Origin of the sequence: Azospirillum sp. A23, from assembly GCF_042938965.1 — a bacterium.
Taxonomy (GTDB): domain Bacteria; phylum Pseudomonadota; class Alphaproteobacteria; order Azospirillales; family Azospirillaceae; genus Azospirillum; species Azospirillum melinis.
The window spans coordinates 1,264,020-1,281,529 of record NZ_CP170667.1; the positions used below are offsets into that span (position 1 = coordinate 1,264,020).

General features: G+C 67.1%; 13 protein-coding genes. 6 read left to right on the plus strand and 7 right to left on the minus strand.

What is annotated here, in order from left to right; translation table 11 throughout:
- Positions 1-3: 3 nt before the first annotated feature.
- Entirely contained in the window at positions 4-2,619 is a 2,616-nt protein-coding gene (locus ABNQ40_RS23325; protein ID WP_109051554.1) for a serine/threonine-protein kinase, read from the plus strand.
- Positions 2,620-2,706: 87 nt separating this feature from the next.
- Here the strand turns inward: ABNQ40_RS23325 and ABNQ40_RS23330 are convergent, their stop codons facing one another.
- Positions 2,707-3,276, minus strand: coding sequence for a peptidylprolyl isomerase (locus ABNQ40_RS23330; protein ID WP_109051555.1), 570 nt, complete (start codon positions 3,274-3,276; stop codon positions 2,707-2,709).
- Between the two features lie 196 nt (positions 3,277-3,472).
- On the opposite strand from ABNQ40_RS23330, the gene ABNQ40_RS23335 reads away from it, so the two are divergent.
- The 4 genes from ABNQ40_RS23335 to ABNQ40_RS23350 are packed head-to-tail and all read left to right on the plus strand — an operon-like array spanning position 3,473 to position 7,855.
- The gene (locus ABNQ40_RS23335; RefSeq protein ID WP_247880004.1) at positions 3,473-5,182 is read left to right on the plus strand and encodes a YdbH domain-containing protein; all 1,710 of its coding nucleotides are present in this window, start codon (positions 3,473-3,475) and stop codon (positions 5,180-5,182) included.
- A gap of 8 nt (positions 5,183-5,190) precedes the next feature.
- Complete coding sequence (locus tag ABNQ40_RS23340; protein ID WP_109051557.1) at positions 5,191-5,439, plus strand: YnbE family lipoprotein; 249 nt, start codon at positions 5,191-5,193, stop codon at positions 5,437-5,439.
- Entirely contained in the window at positions 5,439-5,807 is a 369-nt protein-coding gene (locus tag ABNQ40_RS23345; RefSeq protein ID WP_109051558.1) for a YdbL family protein, read from the plus strand. The genes ABNQ40_RS23340 and ABNQ40_RS23345 overlap by 1 nt, the downstream gene beginning before the upstream one ends.
- Positions 5,804-7,855: a glycosyltransferase family 41 protein gene (locus ABNQ40_RS23350; RefSeq protein ID WP_247880005.1), complete on the plus strand. Its 2,052-nt coding sequence runs from the start codon at positions 5,804-5,806 to the stop codon at positions 7,853-7,855. The genes ABNQ40_RS23345 and ABNQ40_RS23350 overlap by 4 nt, the downstream gene beginning before the upstream one ends.
- Here the strand turns inward: ABNQ40_RS23350 and ABNQ40_RS23355 are convergent.
- The 6 genes from ABNQ40_RS23355 to ABNQ40_RS23380 form a co-directional block, all read right to left on the minus strand.
- On the minus strand, positions 7,846-8,571 hold the full coding sequence (locus tag ABNQ40_RS23355; protein WP_109051560.1) for a hypothetical protein: 726 nt from the start codon (positions 8,569-8,571) through the stop codon (positions 7,846-7,848). The genes ABNQ40_RS23350 and ABNQ40_RS23355 overlap by 10 nt on opposite strands.
- Before the next feature lie 111 nt (positions 8,572-8,682).
- Entirely contained in the window at positions 8,683-11,082 is a 2,400-nt protein-coding gene (locus ABNQ40_RS23360) for an LPS-assembly protein LptD (protein WP_109051561.1), read from the minus strand.
- A gap of 155 nt (positions 11,083-11,237) precedes the next feature.
- Positions 11,238-12,659 (minus strand): homospermidine synthase, encoded by a 1,422-nt coding sequence (locus tag ABNQ40_RS23365; RefSeq protein WP_109051562.1) that lies wholly within the window; start codon positions 12,657-12,659, stop codon positions 11,238-11,240.
- A 143-nt stretch (positions 12,660-12,802) separates the two neighbouring features.
- On the minus strand, positions 12,803-14,086 hold the full coding sequence (locus ABNQ40_RS23370; protein ID WP_109051563.1) for a type III PLP-dependent enzyme: 1,284 nt from the start codon (positions 14,084-14,086) through the stop codon (positions 12,803-12,805).
- A gap of 436 nt (positions 14,087-14,522) precedes the next feature.
- Positions 14,523-15,086, minus strand: coding sequence for an acireductone dioxygenase (locus ABNQ40_RS23375; RefSeq protein WP_109051564.1), 564 nt, complete (start codon positions 15,084-15,086; stop codon positions 14,523-14,525).
- A gap of 120 nt (positions 15,087-15,206) precedes the next feature.
- Positions 15,207-16,403: an MFS transporter gene (locus tag ABNQ40_RS23380; RefSeq protein ID WP_247880007.1), complete on the minus strand. Its 1,197-nt coding sequence runs from the start codon at positions 16,401-16,403 to the stop codon at positions 15,207-15,209.
- Positions 16,404-16,727: 324 nt separating this feature from the next.
- Between ABNQ40_RS23380 and ABNQ40_RS23385 the strand changes: the two genes are divergently transcribed.
- Positions 16,728-17,420: a class I SAM-dependent methyltransferase gene (locus ABNQ40_RS23385; protein ID WP_109051566.1), complete on the plus strand. Its 693-nt coding sequence runs from the start codon at positions 16,728-16,730 to the stop codon at positions 17,418-17,420.
- The last annotated feature ends 90 nt before the right edge of the window (positions 17,421-17,510 follow it).

Below are 17,510 nucleotides of genomic sequence, written 5' to 3' on the forward strand. Positions count from 1 at the left end.
GCCATGGCTATGCTCGATGAGGCGGAGCTGTGCGGCGCGCTGGCGGATTACCATTCGCTGCCGGCGCGTTTGGTGATCGGGGTGGCGATGCGGTCGTATCTGGACCCGCTGCTTCTGACGCCGACGGAACTGATCCATCTCGCCAAGCCGCTGAAATCCTGTCTGGAGCAAGGCTCCCTGGTCGAGGCGGCCATCACCAGGATCGCGACGATCCAGGCACGCGCGCCGGGGCAGGATCTTCAGCTTCGCCGCCGCGCCATCCGCGCAGCGGTGGACGAGAGCTGGGCAAAGGCCCGGGGCGCCCAGGTTGCCTTCGCCGCCATGCCGCGCGGCCGCACCCCCGTCGACTGGCTGCTGTCCCAGGGAAGCAAGACACCGACCGTCGATGCGGATTACGACATGCGCGTTGCCATCGGCCTGGAGCTTTTCGACATCAAGACCTGGAACGGCAAGCTGGACCGGCTGCTGGAGCTGCACCAGTGGGATCGGGATGAACGGCTGGCCGCGGCCGTCGATGGGGTGATCGGCGAGATCCTGGCCTCTTCCGCGGCGAGTGCGGAGCTGTTCGGCGCCAACCTGCTGCCCGGCGCGCTGCTGGGAACCCTGTGTGACCTGCTGTTCGGCCGGATCGGCATGGAGGCCATCGGACCGAACCGCGTCGGCGTGCTGAACGCCCTGTTCCGCCAGAACAAGCTTCCCCAGGCCAAGGCCGCGGTGCTCGACCGCATCCGCCGCCAGTTGAAAGCGCCCCAGCCGCTGGGCCGTGGCGCTTTCGATCAGGAGGCGGAGATGTTGAAGACGCTGGTCGGCCATCTGCTGACCCGCGACGGGTTGATCGGCGGTGCGGCGATGGCCGATGCATTGACCGTGCGCTATTCGCGCCGGCTGGAGCAGGGGGGAGCCAGCGCCTATCGCCGGTCGATCGTCGGGCTTGGCGAGGGGCAATCGGACCTGATCTGCCGCATCCATTACCTGACCCGCGTCGCTGCGGCCCCCGCCGCCGAACGGCATGCCGACGAGATCCTTGCCTCGCTGGAGGCTGCCGTCTGCAACGAACTGCTGATCGAGAACATGCTGGTGCAGACGCCCGACACGGCTCTGCTGGAGCGGGATTTCGTCCGCGCGCTGGCGGCGCTCCGCTCCGCTCCGCTGCCGGTCGACACCTGCGAGCGGATCGCCGCGAAAGCCGAACGGGCGGTGGACGACTATGTGAAGACCGGCCAGCTCGCCGTCCGCCTGCGGCAGGTGGAGCCGGTCCTGCGCCGCCGCACCGTCCGGCTGGCGGAGGTCGCGTGCTCGGGCCTGATCCGCGAGGACGGGGCACTGCCGCTGATCCGCCAGCACATCCTTGAGATCGTCCGCCAACCGCAGTTCCAGGCCGAGATTGCCCAGCCGGAGAGCGAAGTCGCCCAGGCCGAGGTCCGGCGTCTGTTGGAACTGCTGGACCGGCTGCGCCAGTTGGCGACGGCACCAGCCCCTCCACCCGTCATGCCGCCTGTTTCCCCTGGAGCTATGAAGCCCACCGTGGATGTGGTGCAGCTTTCGCCCCAGGGACCTCCGCCGAAAGGCATGCGCGGTGCCGAGACAATCCTTCACCCGGTCAGCGGCCAGCCGGCAGGAGTGGCGGCATCGAAGCCGGCTTCGGGGGTGAGACCCGGCCTGTGTCCAAGCTGCTACGCGACCCAAGGGAACGCTGGCGCCTGTGCCGCCTGTGGTTTCCCGGAAAAGTCCGACAACCGGCCGGGCGTGCATCTTGTGCCCGGCACGCTGCTGCATGGCCGCTACAGGGCCGGGAGGGTGCTGGGGCAGGGCGGATTCGGCGCCACCTATCTGGGCTGGGACGACCGGTTGCAGGTGAGGGTGGCGATCAAGGAATATTACCCGGCCAACCTGATCGCCCGGATTCCCAACGCCGCCGCCGTTTCCCCCTTCTCGGACGAACATGCGGAGACCTTCGCCGCCGGTCTGGAGAAATTCCTGGAGGAAGCGCGGACGCTCGCCCGGCTGCGGGACGTGCGCGAGATCGTCGGCGTACAGGATTTCTTCGAGGAGAACGGCACCGCCTATCTGGTCATGGAGCTGCTGGAGGGCCGCACCATGAAGAAGTATCTGGTCGACAGCGGTGGACGCATCGACGTGAAGCGGACCCTGGCCGTTGTGATGCCGATCGCCAAGGCCTTGCAGGCCATCCACGACCAGGGTCTGATCCATCGCGACATCAGCCCGGACAACATCTTTCTGACCAATGGCGGCGACCGCAAGCTGCTGGACTTCGGTGCCGCGCGGCAGACCGCCCGTCCGGGAGCCGGCATGACCGTGATCCTCAAGCCGGGCTATGCCCCGCCGGAGCAATATTCCAACGAGGGGCGGCAAGGCCCCTGGTCCGATGTCTATGCGCTTTGCGCCACCATCTATCTGGCGCTGACCGGCCGTACGCCGCCCGACGCCACCGCCCGCTTCATGAACGACAAGGTGCCGAAGCCGTCGGAGCTGGGGGTGGTGCTGGTCCCCGGATTCGAGAAGGTGCTTCTGTCGGGGCTGTCCATGCGCTGGCAGGACCGGCCGCAATCGATGAAGGACCTGCTGCGGGCCATGACCAACGCACTGTCCGGCGGCTGAAGCCGGCATCTGAGTTCGGAGTCGGTGCACAAGAAAAAAGGGACCGGCGAACCGGTCCCTTTTTTTCGGTCGGCTGATGCGGCGACGTTACTTCACGTCGGCAGCGACCTGCATCTTGATGATCTTGTCCGGGTTCGAGACCTGACCGTTGCGGGCCTGATCGCCCTTCTTGATCATGTCGACGAACTCCATGCCCTCGACCACGCGGCCCCAGACGGTGTACTGGCGGTCCAGGAACTGGGACGGGGCGAAGCAGATGAAGAACTGGCTGTCGGCGCTGTTCGGATCCTGCGCACGGGCCATCGACAGGGTGCCGCGGATGTGCGGGGTGCTGGAGAACTCCGCCTTCAGCTTCTGGCCGGAGCCGCCCATGCCGGTGCCGGTCGGGTCGCCGGTCTGGGCCATGAAGCCGTCGATGACGCGGTGGAAGACGACGCCGTTGTAGAAGCCCTGGCGGGTCAGTTCCTTGATGCGGGCGACGTGGTTCGGCGCCAGGTCGGGCCGCAGTTCGATCACCACGCGACCGTCCTTCAGGTCGAGGTAAATGGTGTTTTCCGGATCCAAGGCCTTCGCCTCCCCTTGAGAAACTGTAAAGAACGAGACAGTGAAGATTGTGGCGAACAGAGCCGCCAGCAACGCGCGGGTCCACCGCTTCATGCGAAACACTCCGATGAGCCGAAATCCGCGCCCCGGACCATAGGGGAAAAGCGGCGGAATGCAAAGCCACGCTGGCGGGGAGTTCGGCCGGTCGGCCAATCGATAGGCGGGCCAGCCGGTCTGCCACCCGAAAGATCCGCCAAAGGTCACGGATGACGGCCGCTCGTCCGGGTGTTCATCCGGGCGTGGACGTGGCATGCCGGTCCTGACGATCGAACGGGAAGGGGCGGGGGCATTGAGGCTGGGGCGGGCGATAGCGGGAACAACGGCGGTGGCGGTGACGCTTGGCGTCGTCGGGCTGGGCGGGGTGATCCTGGCCGGACCGGCGCTGATCGGCGCCACAGCGACCGAAGCGCTGCGCGGGACCGGCTTCACTGGTGCCGCGGTGACCGTCACCGGACTGCGCATCGCCGACGGATGGCAGGGGCTGCGGCTGGAAATCACCGGCGATAGCGGCTCGCTCGAAGCGACGGCCAAGGCGCTGGATTTGCCGATGTCGGGCCGGCTGATCCTGTCCGGCGCGCTGGTGGTCGGGACGGATGGCGGCGCCGTGACCGTCACCCCCGATGGCTGCCTGCCGGCCAAGGCGGAAGGTCTGACGGTTTCCGGCCAGCGTCTCGACCTGCCGCAGGGGGCGACGCTGTGCGCCGCGCAGAAGGGTGAACTTCTGCGCTGGGCGCCCGGTTCCATGACCGTCGCGGCAGAGCTGCAAGCGCCGCGGCTCGACATGCCGACGAGCAGTCTGAGGGCCGAGCAGGTCGTGCTGCGGCTGGGGCAGGACGGCAACGGACGGCGGGCGGATGCCACCGTTGCGCGGCTGACCAGCACGGCCAAGCCGGCACCCGTCGTACCGCTGGCCGTGACAATGCAGGCGGTTCAGGCGGGGGAGGGGCCGTGGAACATCGACGGCACCGCCAAGGGCGCAAACGGTCTTCTTACGGTCGGTCTGAACGGCACCTATGACCAGACCGCCGGTACCGGACGGCTGGAGGCGGTGGCGAAGCCGATCCACGTCGCCGAGAACGGACCCGGTCTCGCCGCGGTCTCGCCGTTGGGTGCCACCTTCCTGGAGAAGGCATCCGGCACGCTGTCCGGCAAGGCGACACTCTCCCTGACCCCAAAGGGCCTGACCACGGCCGGCCAAGCGGTGGTCAAGGGATTGGCCGGCGCCGCCGGTCCGGTGACGGTCGCCGGTGTCAGCGGTACGGTCGCCCTGTCCAGCCTGTCGCCACCGGTGATCCCGGTCGGGCAGAAGCTGTCCATCGGCCTGCTGGATGTCGGCATTCCGCTGACCGACGGGACGCTGCTGTTCGGTTATGGCCGTGACGGGCGTCTCGATGTCGACCGGGCGGAGTGGCGCTGGGCCGGCGGCACGCTCCATGCTGACCCGTTCGAACTGTCGCCCGACAAGCCGAAGGGGACGGTCACCCTACATGCCGCCGGCATCGATGCCGCAAAGCTGCTGGAGTTGATTGCCGTGGATGGGTTGGAGGCAAGCGGCAAGCTGGCCGGCACCCTCCCCGTGGTCCTTGCCGGCGATACGGTCACGTTGAACGGCGGTGTCCTCGAATCGGCGGGGCCCGGAACGCTGCGTTACGACCCCGCCCAGCCGCCATCCGGCCTGAAAGGGGAGGAAGGCAGCCCAACCGCCATGCTGATGGGCGCCCTGACCGACTTCCATTACGAAACCCTGCGGATCACCATCGACGGGCAGGCCGGCGGCGAACTCAACGCCGGCTTCTCCCTGCGCGGGGCCAACCCGTCATTCTACGATGGCTATCCGGTTGCGCTTAACCTTAAGCTGTCCGGCGCGCTCGACCGGATTCTGCGCCAGAACCTCGACGTCTACCGGATTCCCGACACATTGCGGGAGCGGATGACCGGCTCCGACCAGAAGGACCACTGATCGCCACCATGGTTACCAGACTTCCCCACACAGGCCTGACGGCTGCCCTGCTGATCTCCGCCTCCGTTGCCGCCTGCGCCCCGACGGTGAAGATCGAGGCACCCGACAAGCCCATCGAGATCAACCTGAACGTCCGGATCGAGCAGGAGGTGCGGGTCAAGCTGGAGCGCGACGTCGACGACGCGATCCGCAACGACCCCGCCCTGTTCGGTCTTCCCACCGACACCGTGCCTTCTTCGACGAAGGGGAAGAAGTGATGACGAGAAGCCCCATCAGTCGCCGGCACTTCAACCGGCTCGCACTCTCCACCCTGGCTGCCGGACTGCTGGCGGTCGCGATGCCGCAACTGGCGCTGGCCCAGGATGCGCTGGCCGCCGCCAAGGCCACCGGGCAGCTGGGCGAGCGTCCGGACGGGATGGTCGGCGTGGTTCCGGGCGCGCCCGCCTCCGCCCAGGCTTTGGCGCAGCAGGTGAACGCCCAGCGCCTGGCCCGCTATCAGGAGATCGCCAAGGGCAACGGCACGGCGCTGGACAAGGTCCAGGCGGTTGCCGGCCAGCAGTTGATCGAGCGCACCCCGGCCGGACAATTCGTGATGACCGCCGCGGGCGAGTGGCAGCGCAAGTGACCTCGCCGCCCATGGTCGGAAAGGAGACTGGCAAGGGCGTCGTTGCCGACCTGCGTCGCCGCCTTGTCGGCAAAGCGGGCGACGCGGCGTTGCTGTCGGCCCTGTTCGCGGCACTCGACACGCTGGGCCAGGCCGGCACGCCGGAGGAGGCGGTCGCCCGCTCCAACCTTGGGGAGGCGTTGCGGCGTCAGGGCCGCCTTGCGGAGGCGGAGGCACATCACCGCAAGGCGCTGGATTGGTTCCCCGATTTCGGCGGCAACCATTACAATTGGGGCGTGACCCTGCAGGCGCTCGGCCGTCCGGCGGAGGCTGCGGCAGCCTATGGCGAAGCCGCCCGGCTGATGCCCGGCTTTGCGCCGGCGCCGTGCAACCAGGGCGTCCTCCTGCGCGAGCTTGGCCGGCTGGACGAGGCGGAAGCAGCGCTACGCCGGGCGTTGGAGCTTGACCGTGCGCTGGTGCCGGCCCGGCTGGCCCTGGCCGCCCTGCACCGTGACCGCGGCGATCTGGACCGCGCCGCTGCCGGTTTCCGTGCCTGCCTGTCTCTGCTGCCCGATCTGGCGGAGGGACAGGCCAACCTTGCCCTTGCGTTGAAGGAGTGTGGGCAGCGCGGCGGCCCGGCGGAGGACGCGGCAGCAAGCCTCGTTGGTTTCGACCGCGCTTTGCGCATTGGCTTGCCCGATGCCGGTGGTGTGCTGGCGCAGCTGGTGCAGCAGCGCCGGCATCTCTGCCGCTGGGCTGGGCTGGGCGCGTTGTCCGCCCGGCTGGTCGATCTGGTGCGGGAGGGGCGGACGCAGCAGGCTCACCCCTGGATCGTCCTGGGAGAGGGAGCGGGGCCGGCGCTGGAGCGTGCCTGTGCCGAGCGCTATTCCGGCTGGAAGACGCGGGGCATCCGGCCCGGCTTCCCGAAGCGCACCGACCGCGGGGCAAAGCTTCGGATCGGTTATCTCTCCGCCGATTTCCATGAGCACGCCACCGCGGTGCTGATCGCCGAGCTGATCGAACGGAACGACCGCGACCGCTTCGAGATCATTGGCTGCTCCTACGGCCCCGACGACGGCGGGCCGTTGCGCAAGCGGCTGGTCGCCGGGTTCGACCGTCTTCTCGACCTGTCCGCCCTGACCGACGAGGCCGCAGCCCGGCTGATCCATGAGGCAGGCATCGACATCCTGGTCGATCTGAAAGGCCACACCCAGAACGCCCGCCCGGGCATCGCCGCATACCGGCCGGCGCCGGTGCAGGCGCAATGGCTCGGCTATCCGGGCACGCTGGGCAGCACCGCCATCGACTACGTCATCGCCGACGCGGTGGTGGCGCCGACCGATCACCAGCGCTTCTACAGCGAGCGCATCGTCCATCTGCCCGACAGCTACCAGCCGAACGACCGGAAACGCACCATCGGGCCGATACCGGACCGCGCCGACTGCGGGCTGCCGGCCGACGGATTCGTCTTCTGCGCCTTCAACGCGGCCTACAAGATCGGGCCGGATCTGTTCGGTCGCTGGTGCCGGATTCTGCAACGCGTGCCGGGATCGGTCCTGTGGCTGCTGGACGGGCCGGCAGAGGTCGCCGCCAACCTGCGGGGAGCGGCTGCGGAGCGCGGCGTTGCGCCGGAACGCCTGATCTTCGCCCCGCGCCTTCCGGGACCGGCGCATCTGGCGCGCCACCGGCTGGCCGACCTCTTCCTCGATTCAGCCCCGGTCGGCGCCCACACCACGGCAAGCGATGCTCTTTGGGCCGGGCTGCCGGTGCTGACAGTCCCCGGCCGGTCCTTTGCCGGGCGGGTTGCCGCCAGCCTGCTGCACGCGGTCGGTTTGCCCGAACTGGCGGTGGCGGATTGGGACGCCTATGAGGCGACGGCGCGGCGGCTGGCGGTGGAGCCTGCCGAGCTGGCCGCTCTGAAGCTGCGGCTGGAGCGGGCGTGCGCCACCGCTCCCCTGTTCGACACCGACCGGTTCGCCCGTTCCATCGAATCGGCTTTCACGACCATGTGGGACATCCACGCGGCGGGAGAGCCGCCGCGCGGATTCGCCGTTCCGCCTCAGGGATAGGCGCAGCGGTCGGCGGTCACCTCGACGAAGGAACGTTGGGCCGCAGCGATGGTGAAGCGGTATTCGCTGTTGTCGACCACCAGCGACTGGTGCAGAGGCAGAACGCCGCTGACCGTGGTGCCCTTGCCGCCCATGCCGGTGATGCGGATGGTCACCGGCTGGCCCGGATCGAACCAGCTTTCGGCGTTGCCTTGCGGGTTGTGCGCCGATTGCCCCTCGCCGGTGACCGTGACGGTTCCGTTGCCGAAGGTGACTCCGCGCGCGCCGCCCTTCAGCAGCGGGGTGCTCAGTGTGAAGCGCTTGGTGTCGGTCGGTTGGCAGTTGCGCGGAACCTGGGCCTGCGAGATGACGAAGGCGAGGCGGTTGGCGTCCAGCCCGCTTTTCAGCCGCTCCCCCACCAACTGGCTCAGCTTGGCGAGATCGCCGGTCGGCACCTCGCGCTGAAGGCGGCCTTCCAGTTCAGCCGCGCGTGCCTCGGCGGTGCGGGCGGCATGCTGCATCTGGCTGGCCAGCAGCTCCAGCTCCGCCTTCTGGCGCGACAGCGTGGCGATCTCCTCGCGCAGGGTCACATCGCGGCCCTTCAGCTGCTCGATTCCCATCTGGTAGGAGAAAAGCCCGACCCCCAGCACGAGTGCCGCCAGCAGCATGAACTTGATCGCGCCGGCCCGCATGCGTTTGCGGTACCGTCTTTCGTAGTCGTAACGTCCCAGGGTCATGATTTCGGTCGTGGCGGGCTGTCTCGTCGGACCTTTATGGCTAATGGCAACGGCCAGGGGATGCAACCCCCTGGCCGTTGGTTTGTGCCGTCTTGTCCCGAGGAAACGCTATTACTGGTTGGCCGACCCGCCGCCCAGGAAGCTGGCGTTGATGCCCGGGCTCTTGAACTCGCCGACATTCTTGAAGACCAGACGGAAGAAGATGGTGTTGCCGTCCTTCTCGCCGGTGGTGCTGATCGTGTAGTCGCGCCGGGCGATGGTCTGGAACAGCAGGCATTCGTCGCCATAGGTCAGCACGGCAAGGCTGGAGCGCGGACCAGGCTGCGGCTCCATCGCCTGGGTGTGGGCGATGCCGATGTTCCAGCGATCGGTGAACTGCGACGAAACGCCGAAGTTCGCCTGCTCCACCCGGTTGCGGGTGACCGCGGTGCGGGAGGTCGTCTGGTCGACATAGGTGTAGGAGGTCGACAGCCTCAGCAGCGGCACGCCGGCCGAGGCGTTCAGCGAGTGGCGGCGCGGACGGAAGGTCTCGTGATCGACACGGAAGCCGTAATTGACGTCCAGCCAGTCGGCGGGCTGCAGATCCAGGCGGCCGACATAATCGGAAACCCGCTCCTCCAGGCCCGAATCGCCGGAGAAGCCGGCGCTGCTGTCGCTCAGGCGAATGCTCTGGCCCAGGAACAGGCTGGCCGATCCCTGGGTGTAGCCGTAGATCGCTCCGCGCAAGCCGTAGGTGAAGCGCATGCCGTCGTCCAGCCGGTCGATGCCGGTGAAGCGGTTGGGCTGCAACAGGTTCACATCGTCGAACTCGACGTCCAGGCTGTCTTCGTTCGGGAAGAGGCGGCCGTTCGGCAGCTTGGGCGCGAAGGTCAGCTGGCCGATGGGCTCAACCAGCTGGGACGAGCTTTCACCGTAGCGGACGAACGGATAGCGGACGGTGGCCTGCCCCTGCGGGAAGAAGCGGAAGCGGCTGATATTGTCGTCGCCGCGGACCGTCGGGTCGTTGTAGTTGAACTGCTGCGCCTTGTAGCCGGCGACCAGAACGCTGCCCGACAGGGTCGTCACAAAACCGGCGTTGGAGACGATGTTGCGCTCCCACCCCGGCTGGACCATGACGCGCTGGGTGTCGGGGCCGGCGTTCCTGAAGCGCGACACCGCCAGCAGGCTCGTATCGAACGACCAGCGGCCCCCCAGCAGGCTGCCCGGCTCGCCCAGCGCGTTGTACTGCGCATAGGGCAGGGTGACGGGCTCCGGAATCGGGTTCCCGTACCGCATGTCCTGGAAGCTGTAGCCGGTGATCGCCGCATAGTTCCGGCCATGGAAGCCTTCGACGAAGGCCTTGCTGGTCAGGTAATCCTCGCGGAAATCGTAATAGCGCCGCAGGAAGGTCGGGTCGCTGGCCCGCTTGATGTCGAAGCCAGCGCGCCACGTCTCGTCGATGTCGAACAGGCCGCGCGCCGCGACGTAGCCACGGGTGCGCGTTTCCTTCGGCACGATGGTGGTGTTGGCCACGTCGCCACGGGTGATGGCGCCTTCCAGCTCCAGCCGGCCGCTCTCGAACCGCTTGCGGTACTGGCCGCCCAGCAGCGGCCCCTGCTGCGAGTAGTAATGCAGGTCGAAGGTGGCGTCCTGGTCCGGCGCGATGTCCCAGTAATAGTGGGTCTTGAGGATCGCGCCGAGATTGGAGTTGTTGCCGAAGGACGGCGTCAGGAACCCGCTCTTGCGGTCCACGGACGGATCGGGATGCGACAGATAGGGCGTGTAGGCGACCGGGATGCCGAAGATCTCCATCGTCGCGTCGCGATAGCGGACCTCGTGCTCCTCGTTGTCGTGAACGATGCGCACGGCGCGGATCTGCCACAGCGGCGGACGGGTCGGGTCCTCCTTGCACAGGTCGCAAGGGCTGTAGACGCCGCGGCTGACGCGCGTCAGGCGGCCCTCGCGACGCTCACCCTCGTTGCCGGCCATGCGGCCGTTGTCGGTCATCAGGACGCGGATGTTCTCGATGAATACGTCCTTCAGATCGTCGGTCAGCTCGGCGTAATCGGCGAAGACGATGTCTCCCGACGGCTCCACCAGCCTGATCTTGCCGGTGGCGGTGACGACCTTGGTCTTCTGGTTGTAGGTGATCTTGTCGGCACGGACGCTGCGCTTGCCCTGGGCCAGTTCGACATTGCCGCTGGCGGTGACGATGCTGTTCACCTCGTCGAAGGTGACCTGATCGGCCGTCAGCAGGACGGGGTCCTGTTTCGATTCGGTGCCGGCCGCGCCGGCCTGGGCGGCCGGAGCGGTGGGCTTGCTGCCCGGAAGCGGTCCGTCGGCCGGCTTGGGAGTCGGCTTTGGGGTCAGCGCCTGCTTGGCCGGCGTCTGGGCATGGGCCGAATCCGGAAGGGCCAGATCCACGGCGGCGACCCCACACGCCACCATCAGCCCGACGATGCCGGAGCGCAGGATGGGGTTGGCGACGGTCGGAACTTTGGCGCGGGCGCGCCGGGAGACGTGCTTGGGCATGTCGGAACGATTGGGGGAAGCGAAAGCCCAAGTCAACGGTTTCAAGACCCTTCCACGGGCAATGTCACCGTGTCGCCGTCCCCCCTGTGGCAGCGCTGCCGCAGCCGCCGCGCCGGAACCGGCTTTGGGGGCTGCGGTGCTTCATCCAACGTCTCTCAATTCACCCGGAAGTTCTTGAACTGCCAGGGATCGTCCTCGTCGATGTCTTCCGGGAACAGGACATTGCGGTCCTGCAGCGGAGTCCAGTCGCCATAGGCGCCGACCACCTCGCCGAGATAGGGGGTGGCGATGTCCAGCACCCGGCGGAAGTCGACCTCGTCCGGTTCCACCAACCCCCGATTCGGGTTCTCCAGCGTCCAGACGATGCCGCCGAGAACGGTGGAGGTCACCTGCATCGAGGTGGCGTTGTTGTAGGGCGCCAGCGAGCGCGCCGTGTCGATGTCCAGCCGCGAGCCGTACCAGTAGGCGCCCTTGGGATGGCCCATCAGCAGGACGCCCAGCTCGTCCATGCCGCCGGTGATCTCATGCATCATCAGCCGCTGCTCGGCCTGCATGTTGTAATTCTTGCCGGCCAGCTCGTGCAGCGACATCACCCCGTCGTCGCAGGGGTGATAGGCATAGTGGCAGGTCGGCCGGTAGACGACGCGGTCGCCGTCGCGCACCGTGAAATAGTCGGAGATCGAGATCGCCTCGCTGTGGGTGATGAGGAAGCCGTGGAACGGCCCCTCCAGCGGGGTCCAGGTGCGCACGCGCGTCGCCGCGCCGGGGCGCATCAGGTAGATGGCGGCGTCGCAGCCGAATTCGTGCCGGCTGCCGTCGGGCGGCAAGTCCTTCTCGTGCGTGCCCCAGCCCAGTTCGGCCGGCTGGCAGCCTTCGCTGACGAAGCCGTCGATCGACCAGGTGTTGACGAACTCGCCGATCTGCTTGGGCTGGTTCGACACCTGAGTGTCGCGCTCGGCCACATGGATGGTCTTGATGCCAAGCCTCTGCGCCAGCCGGCCCCAGCCGTCGCGGTCGGTCGGGACATCGGTTTCCACGCCGGTGTCGGCGGCGATGTTCAGCAGCGCCTGCTTGACGAAATGCGACACCAGACCCGGATTCGCCCCATGGGTGATCAACGCGGTCGGGCCGCCCTCGTAACGGCCGCGCAGCGCCAGTGCCGATTCGCGCAGCGCATAGTTGGAGCGCAGCGACGGCGACAGGCTGGAATCGGTGTAGCCGCCCGCCCACGGTTCGGTGCAGGTGTCGGTGTAGAAGGCGCCGACCCGCTGGCAGAACTCGATCAACGCAAGCGACGAGACGTCGACCGACAGGTTGACCAGGAAATCGCCCTTGTCGATCAGCGGCTTCAGAACCTGGAAGAAATTGTCGTTGTCGAGCGGGTTGTTGTGGAAGGCGACGCCGTAAAGCTCCGCTTCCTCGCGCCCGCGCTCCTCGGCGGTGACGATGGTGATTCGGTCGGCCGTAAGTCCGTCGATGTGACGGAGAAGCAGCGGCAAGACACCCTGGCCAATCGAACCGAATCCAACGATGACCATGCGGCCTGTGAACGTGCAGAGCTTCGTGTCCAGGGCCATGATTTTTTGTCTCCCCGAGGTAGTTTAGGCCGACGACATAAGCCGGCGCTCCCGCCCACTTCGGAGAAGCGGAAACGGGACGCGCCGGGCGACTGAATGTTACGGATGTCTTTACGCTTTATCCACAGAAACCGGCTTCGCGTTCAGGCCGCGCAGGAGCGAAGCTGGTAACCGGGAGTGGCGAGCAGGGGGGCGTCCGACACCTCGACGACGCGCGCCTGGTCGAAACCGTTGAAGGCCGTGCGCAGGCAGGAGCCATAGGCGCCGAGTTGCCCCAGCTCGATCCAGTCGCCGGCCTTCACATCGGCCGGCAGGTGGAAGGGGCCGGCCATCTTGTCGGCGCTGTCGCAGGTCGGGCCGTAGAAGCTGAAGGCCTCATCCCCGGCATCGGTCATCGCCTCGAACGGGCGGATCAATCGTGCCGGGAAGCGGAAGCCGGGCACGCCGGCGTCCGACAGCGCGCCATAGACGCCGTCATTGATGAACAGTTCGCTGCCGCGCCGCTTCACCACCTGAACGACCAGAGAGACGCCGGGGGCGACCAGCGCGCGGCCGGGCTCGCACCACAGGCGGCACTGCGCCGGCAGGTCGATGGCGGCGACGCCGCGGGCGATGGCGGCCATGAAGTCTCCGAGCGGCGGCGGGGTGACGCCCGGATAGGACACCGGGAAGCCGCCGCCGACGTCCAGGACGTCGAGGTCGATGCCGCTCTCGGCGATGACATAGCCGGCCAGCGCGATGGCGCGCTCATAGGCCGACGGGTCGAGCATCTGCGAGCCGACATGGAATGACAGCCCGACCTTCGCCGCCGCCGCGCGGGCGGCGCGGAGCAGTTCCACCGCATCGGTGATGGCGGCGCCGAACTTGCCGGACAGGTCGTAGACGGCGTTGCCCTTCGGCAGCGACAGCCGCACGACGAGGCCGAGGTCGGCGGCGCCGTCCGTCTCCTCCAGGATCTTGTCCAGCTCTTCCCGGCTGTCGAGGACGAAGTCGCGGACGCCATACTGGTGATAGGCGTTGCGGATCGCCTGACGGCCCTTGACCGGGTGCATGTAATGCAGGACGGCGTCCGGGAACATCTGACGGATCAGGCGGATCTCACCGGGGGAGGCGACGTCGAAATGGCGCACGCCGCCGGCCCACAGGGCGCGCAGCACTGCCGGCTCGGGGTTGCACTTCACGGCATAGAGCACGTCGCCGCCACGGGCGACCGCATCGGTCGTACCGGCGAATGCCTTCAGGAAGCTGTCGGCGGTGTCGGCCAGCACGCCGGGACGGATGCAGTGCATCGGCTCTTCCGGGCGGTGCAGGGCGACGGCCTGCGCCACGGTGGAGCGGCGGCCGGTGGACAGAGAAACGGCGCTGCTGTCGTTCAGGCCGACGCGGCGCAGCGGGGTGACGGCGGAACGGGAACGCAGGAAACCCATGGCGCACTCCTATCCCCGGACGGCGGCGCGCAGGCCGGTCCGGTGAGCAGACGGCGATCCCCGGCCGCGTCACGAGCCGGCCAGCACAGGACTGGGCGCGGGTGGCGCAGCGGAATCGGCGATCGATCGGATTTGGGGAAGGGGGAGACGGAAAAAGCCGGTGCGAGCAGCGGCCCCGGGCTGTGAAGCTCCAGGCAACAGCGCGTCGTTTACCGGCTAAAGGGCTACCGTCTCACAGCCCCACCGTGGGCAGCGTACATACTGACCTCCCTCTCGGGACCGACCCACTGGAATGGTCGGTTCTGCCAAAAAGGACGCGGTACGTCGTAGCATAACCACAGAGGGCCATAGGCACGTGCGGGTGCGTCGTGCCGATTGATTTACGCTTTTCCGCCCGTGATTCAAGTGAATTTTTTGAGGCGGGAATGGGGCGGATTCAGGCCGCCTGCGCGGCTTCCGGCTCGAAGGGCGGGAAGCGCGCGGCGATGGCGTCGCCGGTCGGGGTGGCCACCCAACCGTCGGGACGGCCGAAGAAACGGATGGTGGTGAAGCGCGGCTTCGGCCCCATGTCGAACCAGTGCGGCGTGCCGGCGGGAATGCTCAGCAGGTCGCCGGCCTCGCACACCACGCGGAAGACGCGGGCCTTCAGATGGATGTAGAAGGCGCCGGCACCCTCTACGAAGAATCGCGCCTCGTCCTCGTCATGGGTGTGTTCGTCCAGGAACTTGGCACGCAATGCGGCGATGCCATCCGTCTGCGGGGTGATGCGGACGACATCCGCTGTGAGGAAACGGCGCGCCTGCTTCAGCCGCTTGATGGGTACAGCATAGGCGTGCAGCACGGCATCCGCATCGCTATCGGCGGGGAGGGGCGTATCGGCGTTCCAGCGCTCGCAGAGAATACCGGCATGGGCGAGATGAGCCGTTATCAAGGCCGCATCGGACGTGCGGAGTTCCGGTCGGCGGGCATCGCTTTCCAGATATACGGTCAGATCGCTCACTGCGCGCACTCCCGCCGAATGGACGCGCACAACGTGAAGCGCCGTCCGGCGCAGCGCAATAAGCCGAATCGCAGCCGCGACCGTTCGCCGCGCATCGGCGGCTGTACCGCAGCTCGGCCGTCAGCGGCTGCGTTGCAGGCCGACCGTTACCCCCACCGCGACTGTCAGCAGAAGGCCGACGAAGGCGGCCACACCGGTCCAGCCATAGCCATGCCAGAACAGCCCGCCGAGCGTCCCAGCGAGCGTCGAGCCCAGATAATAGCAGAACAGATAGATGGAGGAGGCTTGGCCGCGCGCCATCGCGGCGCGGCGGCCGATCCAGGCCGACACGATGGAATGGGCGCCGAAGAAGGCGAAGGTGAACAGGGCGATGCCGAAGGCGATGGCGAACAGGCCCTCGATCTCCATCAGCGCCAGCCCGGCTACCATCAGGGCCACCGCCGCCGCCAGCGTGCGGTTCGACCCGAATCGGCCCGACCAGCCGCCGAACAGCGGAGAGCTGACGACGCCGAAGCTATAGACCAGGAAAACCGCGCCGACGACGGCCGGGCGCAGTTCGAATGGCGGCTCGCTCAGCCGGAAACCGATATAGTTGAAGACGGTGACGAAGCCGCCCATCAGCAGGAAGCCGAGTGAGAAGAGCCCGAGCAGAGCCGGATCGGTCAGCAATCCGCGCCATGCCCGCACCAGGGCCGGCAGCCCGGCGGCGCGGCGGACGAAGTGCCTTGACGGCGGCAGGGCGAACCAGACCGTGACGGCGGCTGCAACCGCCAGCGCGCCGACCACCCCGACCGCCAGCCGCCAGCTGCCGAGATCGGTGAGGACGGCGGTCAGCACCCGGCCCGACATGCCGCCGATGGCCGTCCCGCCGATATAGAGTCCCATGGCGACGCCGGCCGACTTCGGATCGACCTCTTCTGAGACGTAGGCCATCGCCACAGCGGGCAGGCCGCTCAGTGCCAGACCCTCCAGCGCCCGCACCGCCAGGAAGCCATGCCAGCCCGGCATCAGCGCGCCGACGATCCCGAGGATGCCGGCGCCGAGCAATGCCGCGACCATCACCGGCTTGCGGCCGATCCCGTCGGAAATGGCGCCGGCCACCAGCAGCGCCACCGCCAGGATGCCGGTGGTCAACGATAGCGACAGGCTCGATTCCGCCGGCGTCACCCCGAACTCGCGCACGAAGTCGGGCAGCAGCGGCTGAACGCAATAGAGAGTGGCGAAGGTGGAGAAGCCGGCGACGAACAGAATACGGCTGGCACGACGATAGGCGGGCGTTCCGGACACCAGGTAAGCGGACGATTCGTTATCCTGCACTGCCACAATCCCTCACTGCCAAAAAGTCCTGCTGCGCTTCAGAAGATTCGCCACGCTGCCATGCGAACGGCCGGCGGACATTGTGCGCCGAGGGAAAAATTGTCCAAGCTCCCAAAGTCTTGTCCGTCATGCTCCGGACGCAATCCGACGACATCCGGTCCCTGATCCGGATTGCCCGGGCGGAATCGGGGCCAGCCGATACTTGGCTGTTTCGCGGCTTCTCAGGGTTTGATTTCCGTTCTATGGTCCGTCGAAAATGGTTCGGACCTCGTGGCTGCGGCAGCCGCAGTACGATCGATTTCTCTCCTTTTGTCGAGACCGGTAATGGAAAAAGAATATTTCGTCGATGATTACGAGAAGCTGGTTGCGGCCTTGAAGAGCGTCGATCCCATCGACGTGGCGATGAGCAAGGCGGTTGGCGGCGCTTACGAGATTTTCGGTCATATCGAATGCCAGATACTGGAACACTATGGTCTGGCGAACGGTATGTCCGTTTTCGATTTCGGATGTGGCAGCGGTCGTCTGTCCACGGCGATTTCGCAAAAGTGGGAAATCGAATATCTTGGAGTGGACGTTGTCGACGACCTCCTTCGGTTCGCCGCCTCGAAGGCTCCGCCACACTACCGCTTCCTTCTGAATCACGGGCTGTCAATCCCTGTGCCCGACGCTTTTGCCGACATCTGTTGCGCCTTCAGCGTCTTCACCCATCTCAGGCACGAGGATTCCTACCTGTACCTGACGGATCTGGTGCGTGCCGCGAAGCCGGGCGGTCGCATCATCTTCTCGTTTCTGGAATTTGCCGATCCGAACCACTGGACGATCTTTACCGACACGGTCGCGGCCCGTCGGCAGTCGGTTCTGCCGCACCTGAATGTTTTCATCGAGCGCAATGCGATTTCACGCTGGGCTGCACATCTGGGGTGTCCGCAGGTCGCCTTCGTCGATTCCCATGACCCGCGCTGGGGCGGCCATGCCCTGGGACAGTCCGTCGCCGTGCTGACCAAGCCGGCTGCCTGAGCAGAGCCCCCGATGCGCGGCATCATCGGGGGCACCGACGATGGCCGACTCCATCCGTACCGACCGGCGCTGCGGCCTCGCACTGGACCT

Excerpts from the sequence above, each read along its gene's own strand:
- ABNQ40_RS23355 (WP_109051560.1), bottom strand. The coding sequence starts at position 8,571 with ATGACCCTGGGACGTTACGACTACGAAAGACGGTACCGCAAACGCATG.
- ABNQ40_RS23345 (WP_109051558.1), top strand. The coding sequence starts at position 5,439 with ATGACGAGAAGCCCCATCAGTCGCCGGCACTTCAACCGGCTCGCACTC.
- ABNQ40_RS23335 (WP_247880004.1), top strand. The coding sequence starts at position 3,473 with ATGCCGGTCCTGACGATCGAACGGGAAGGGGCGGGGGCATTGAGGCTG.
- ABNQ40_RS23340 (WP_109051557.1), top strand. The coding sequence starts at position 5,191 with ATGGTTACCAGACTTCCCCACACAGGCCTGACGGCTGCCCTGCTGATC.
- ABNQ40_RS23385 (WP_109051566.1), top strand. The coding sequence starts at position 16,728 with ATGGAAAAAGAATATTTCGTCGATGATTACGAGAAGCTGGTTGCGGCC.
- ABNQ40_RS23365 (WP_109051562.1), bottom strand. The coding sequence starts at position 12,659 with ATGGCCCTGGACACGAAGCTCTGCACGTTCACAGGCCGCATGGTCATC.
- ABNQ40_RS23325 (WP_109051554.1), top strand. The coding sequence starts at position 4 with ATGGCTATGCTCGATGAGGCGGAGCTGTGCGGCGCGCTGGCGGATTAC.
- ABNQ40_RS23360 (WP_109051561.1), bottom strand. The coding sequence starts at position 11,082 with ATGCCCAAGCACGTCTCCCGGCGCGCCCGCGCCAAAGTTCCGACCGTC.
- ABNQ40_RS23330 (WP_109051555.1), bottom strand. The coding sequence starts at position 3,276 with ATGAAGCGGTGGACCCGCGCGTTGCTGGCGGCTCTGTTCGCCACAATC.
- ABNQ40_RS23370 (WP_109051563.1), bottom strand. The coding sequence starts at position 14,086 with ATGGGTTTCCTGCGTTCCCGTTCCGCCGTCACCCCGCTGCGCCGCGTC.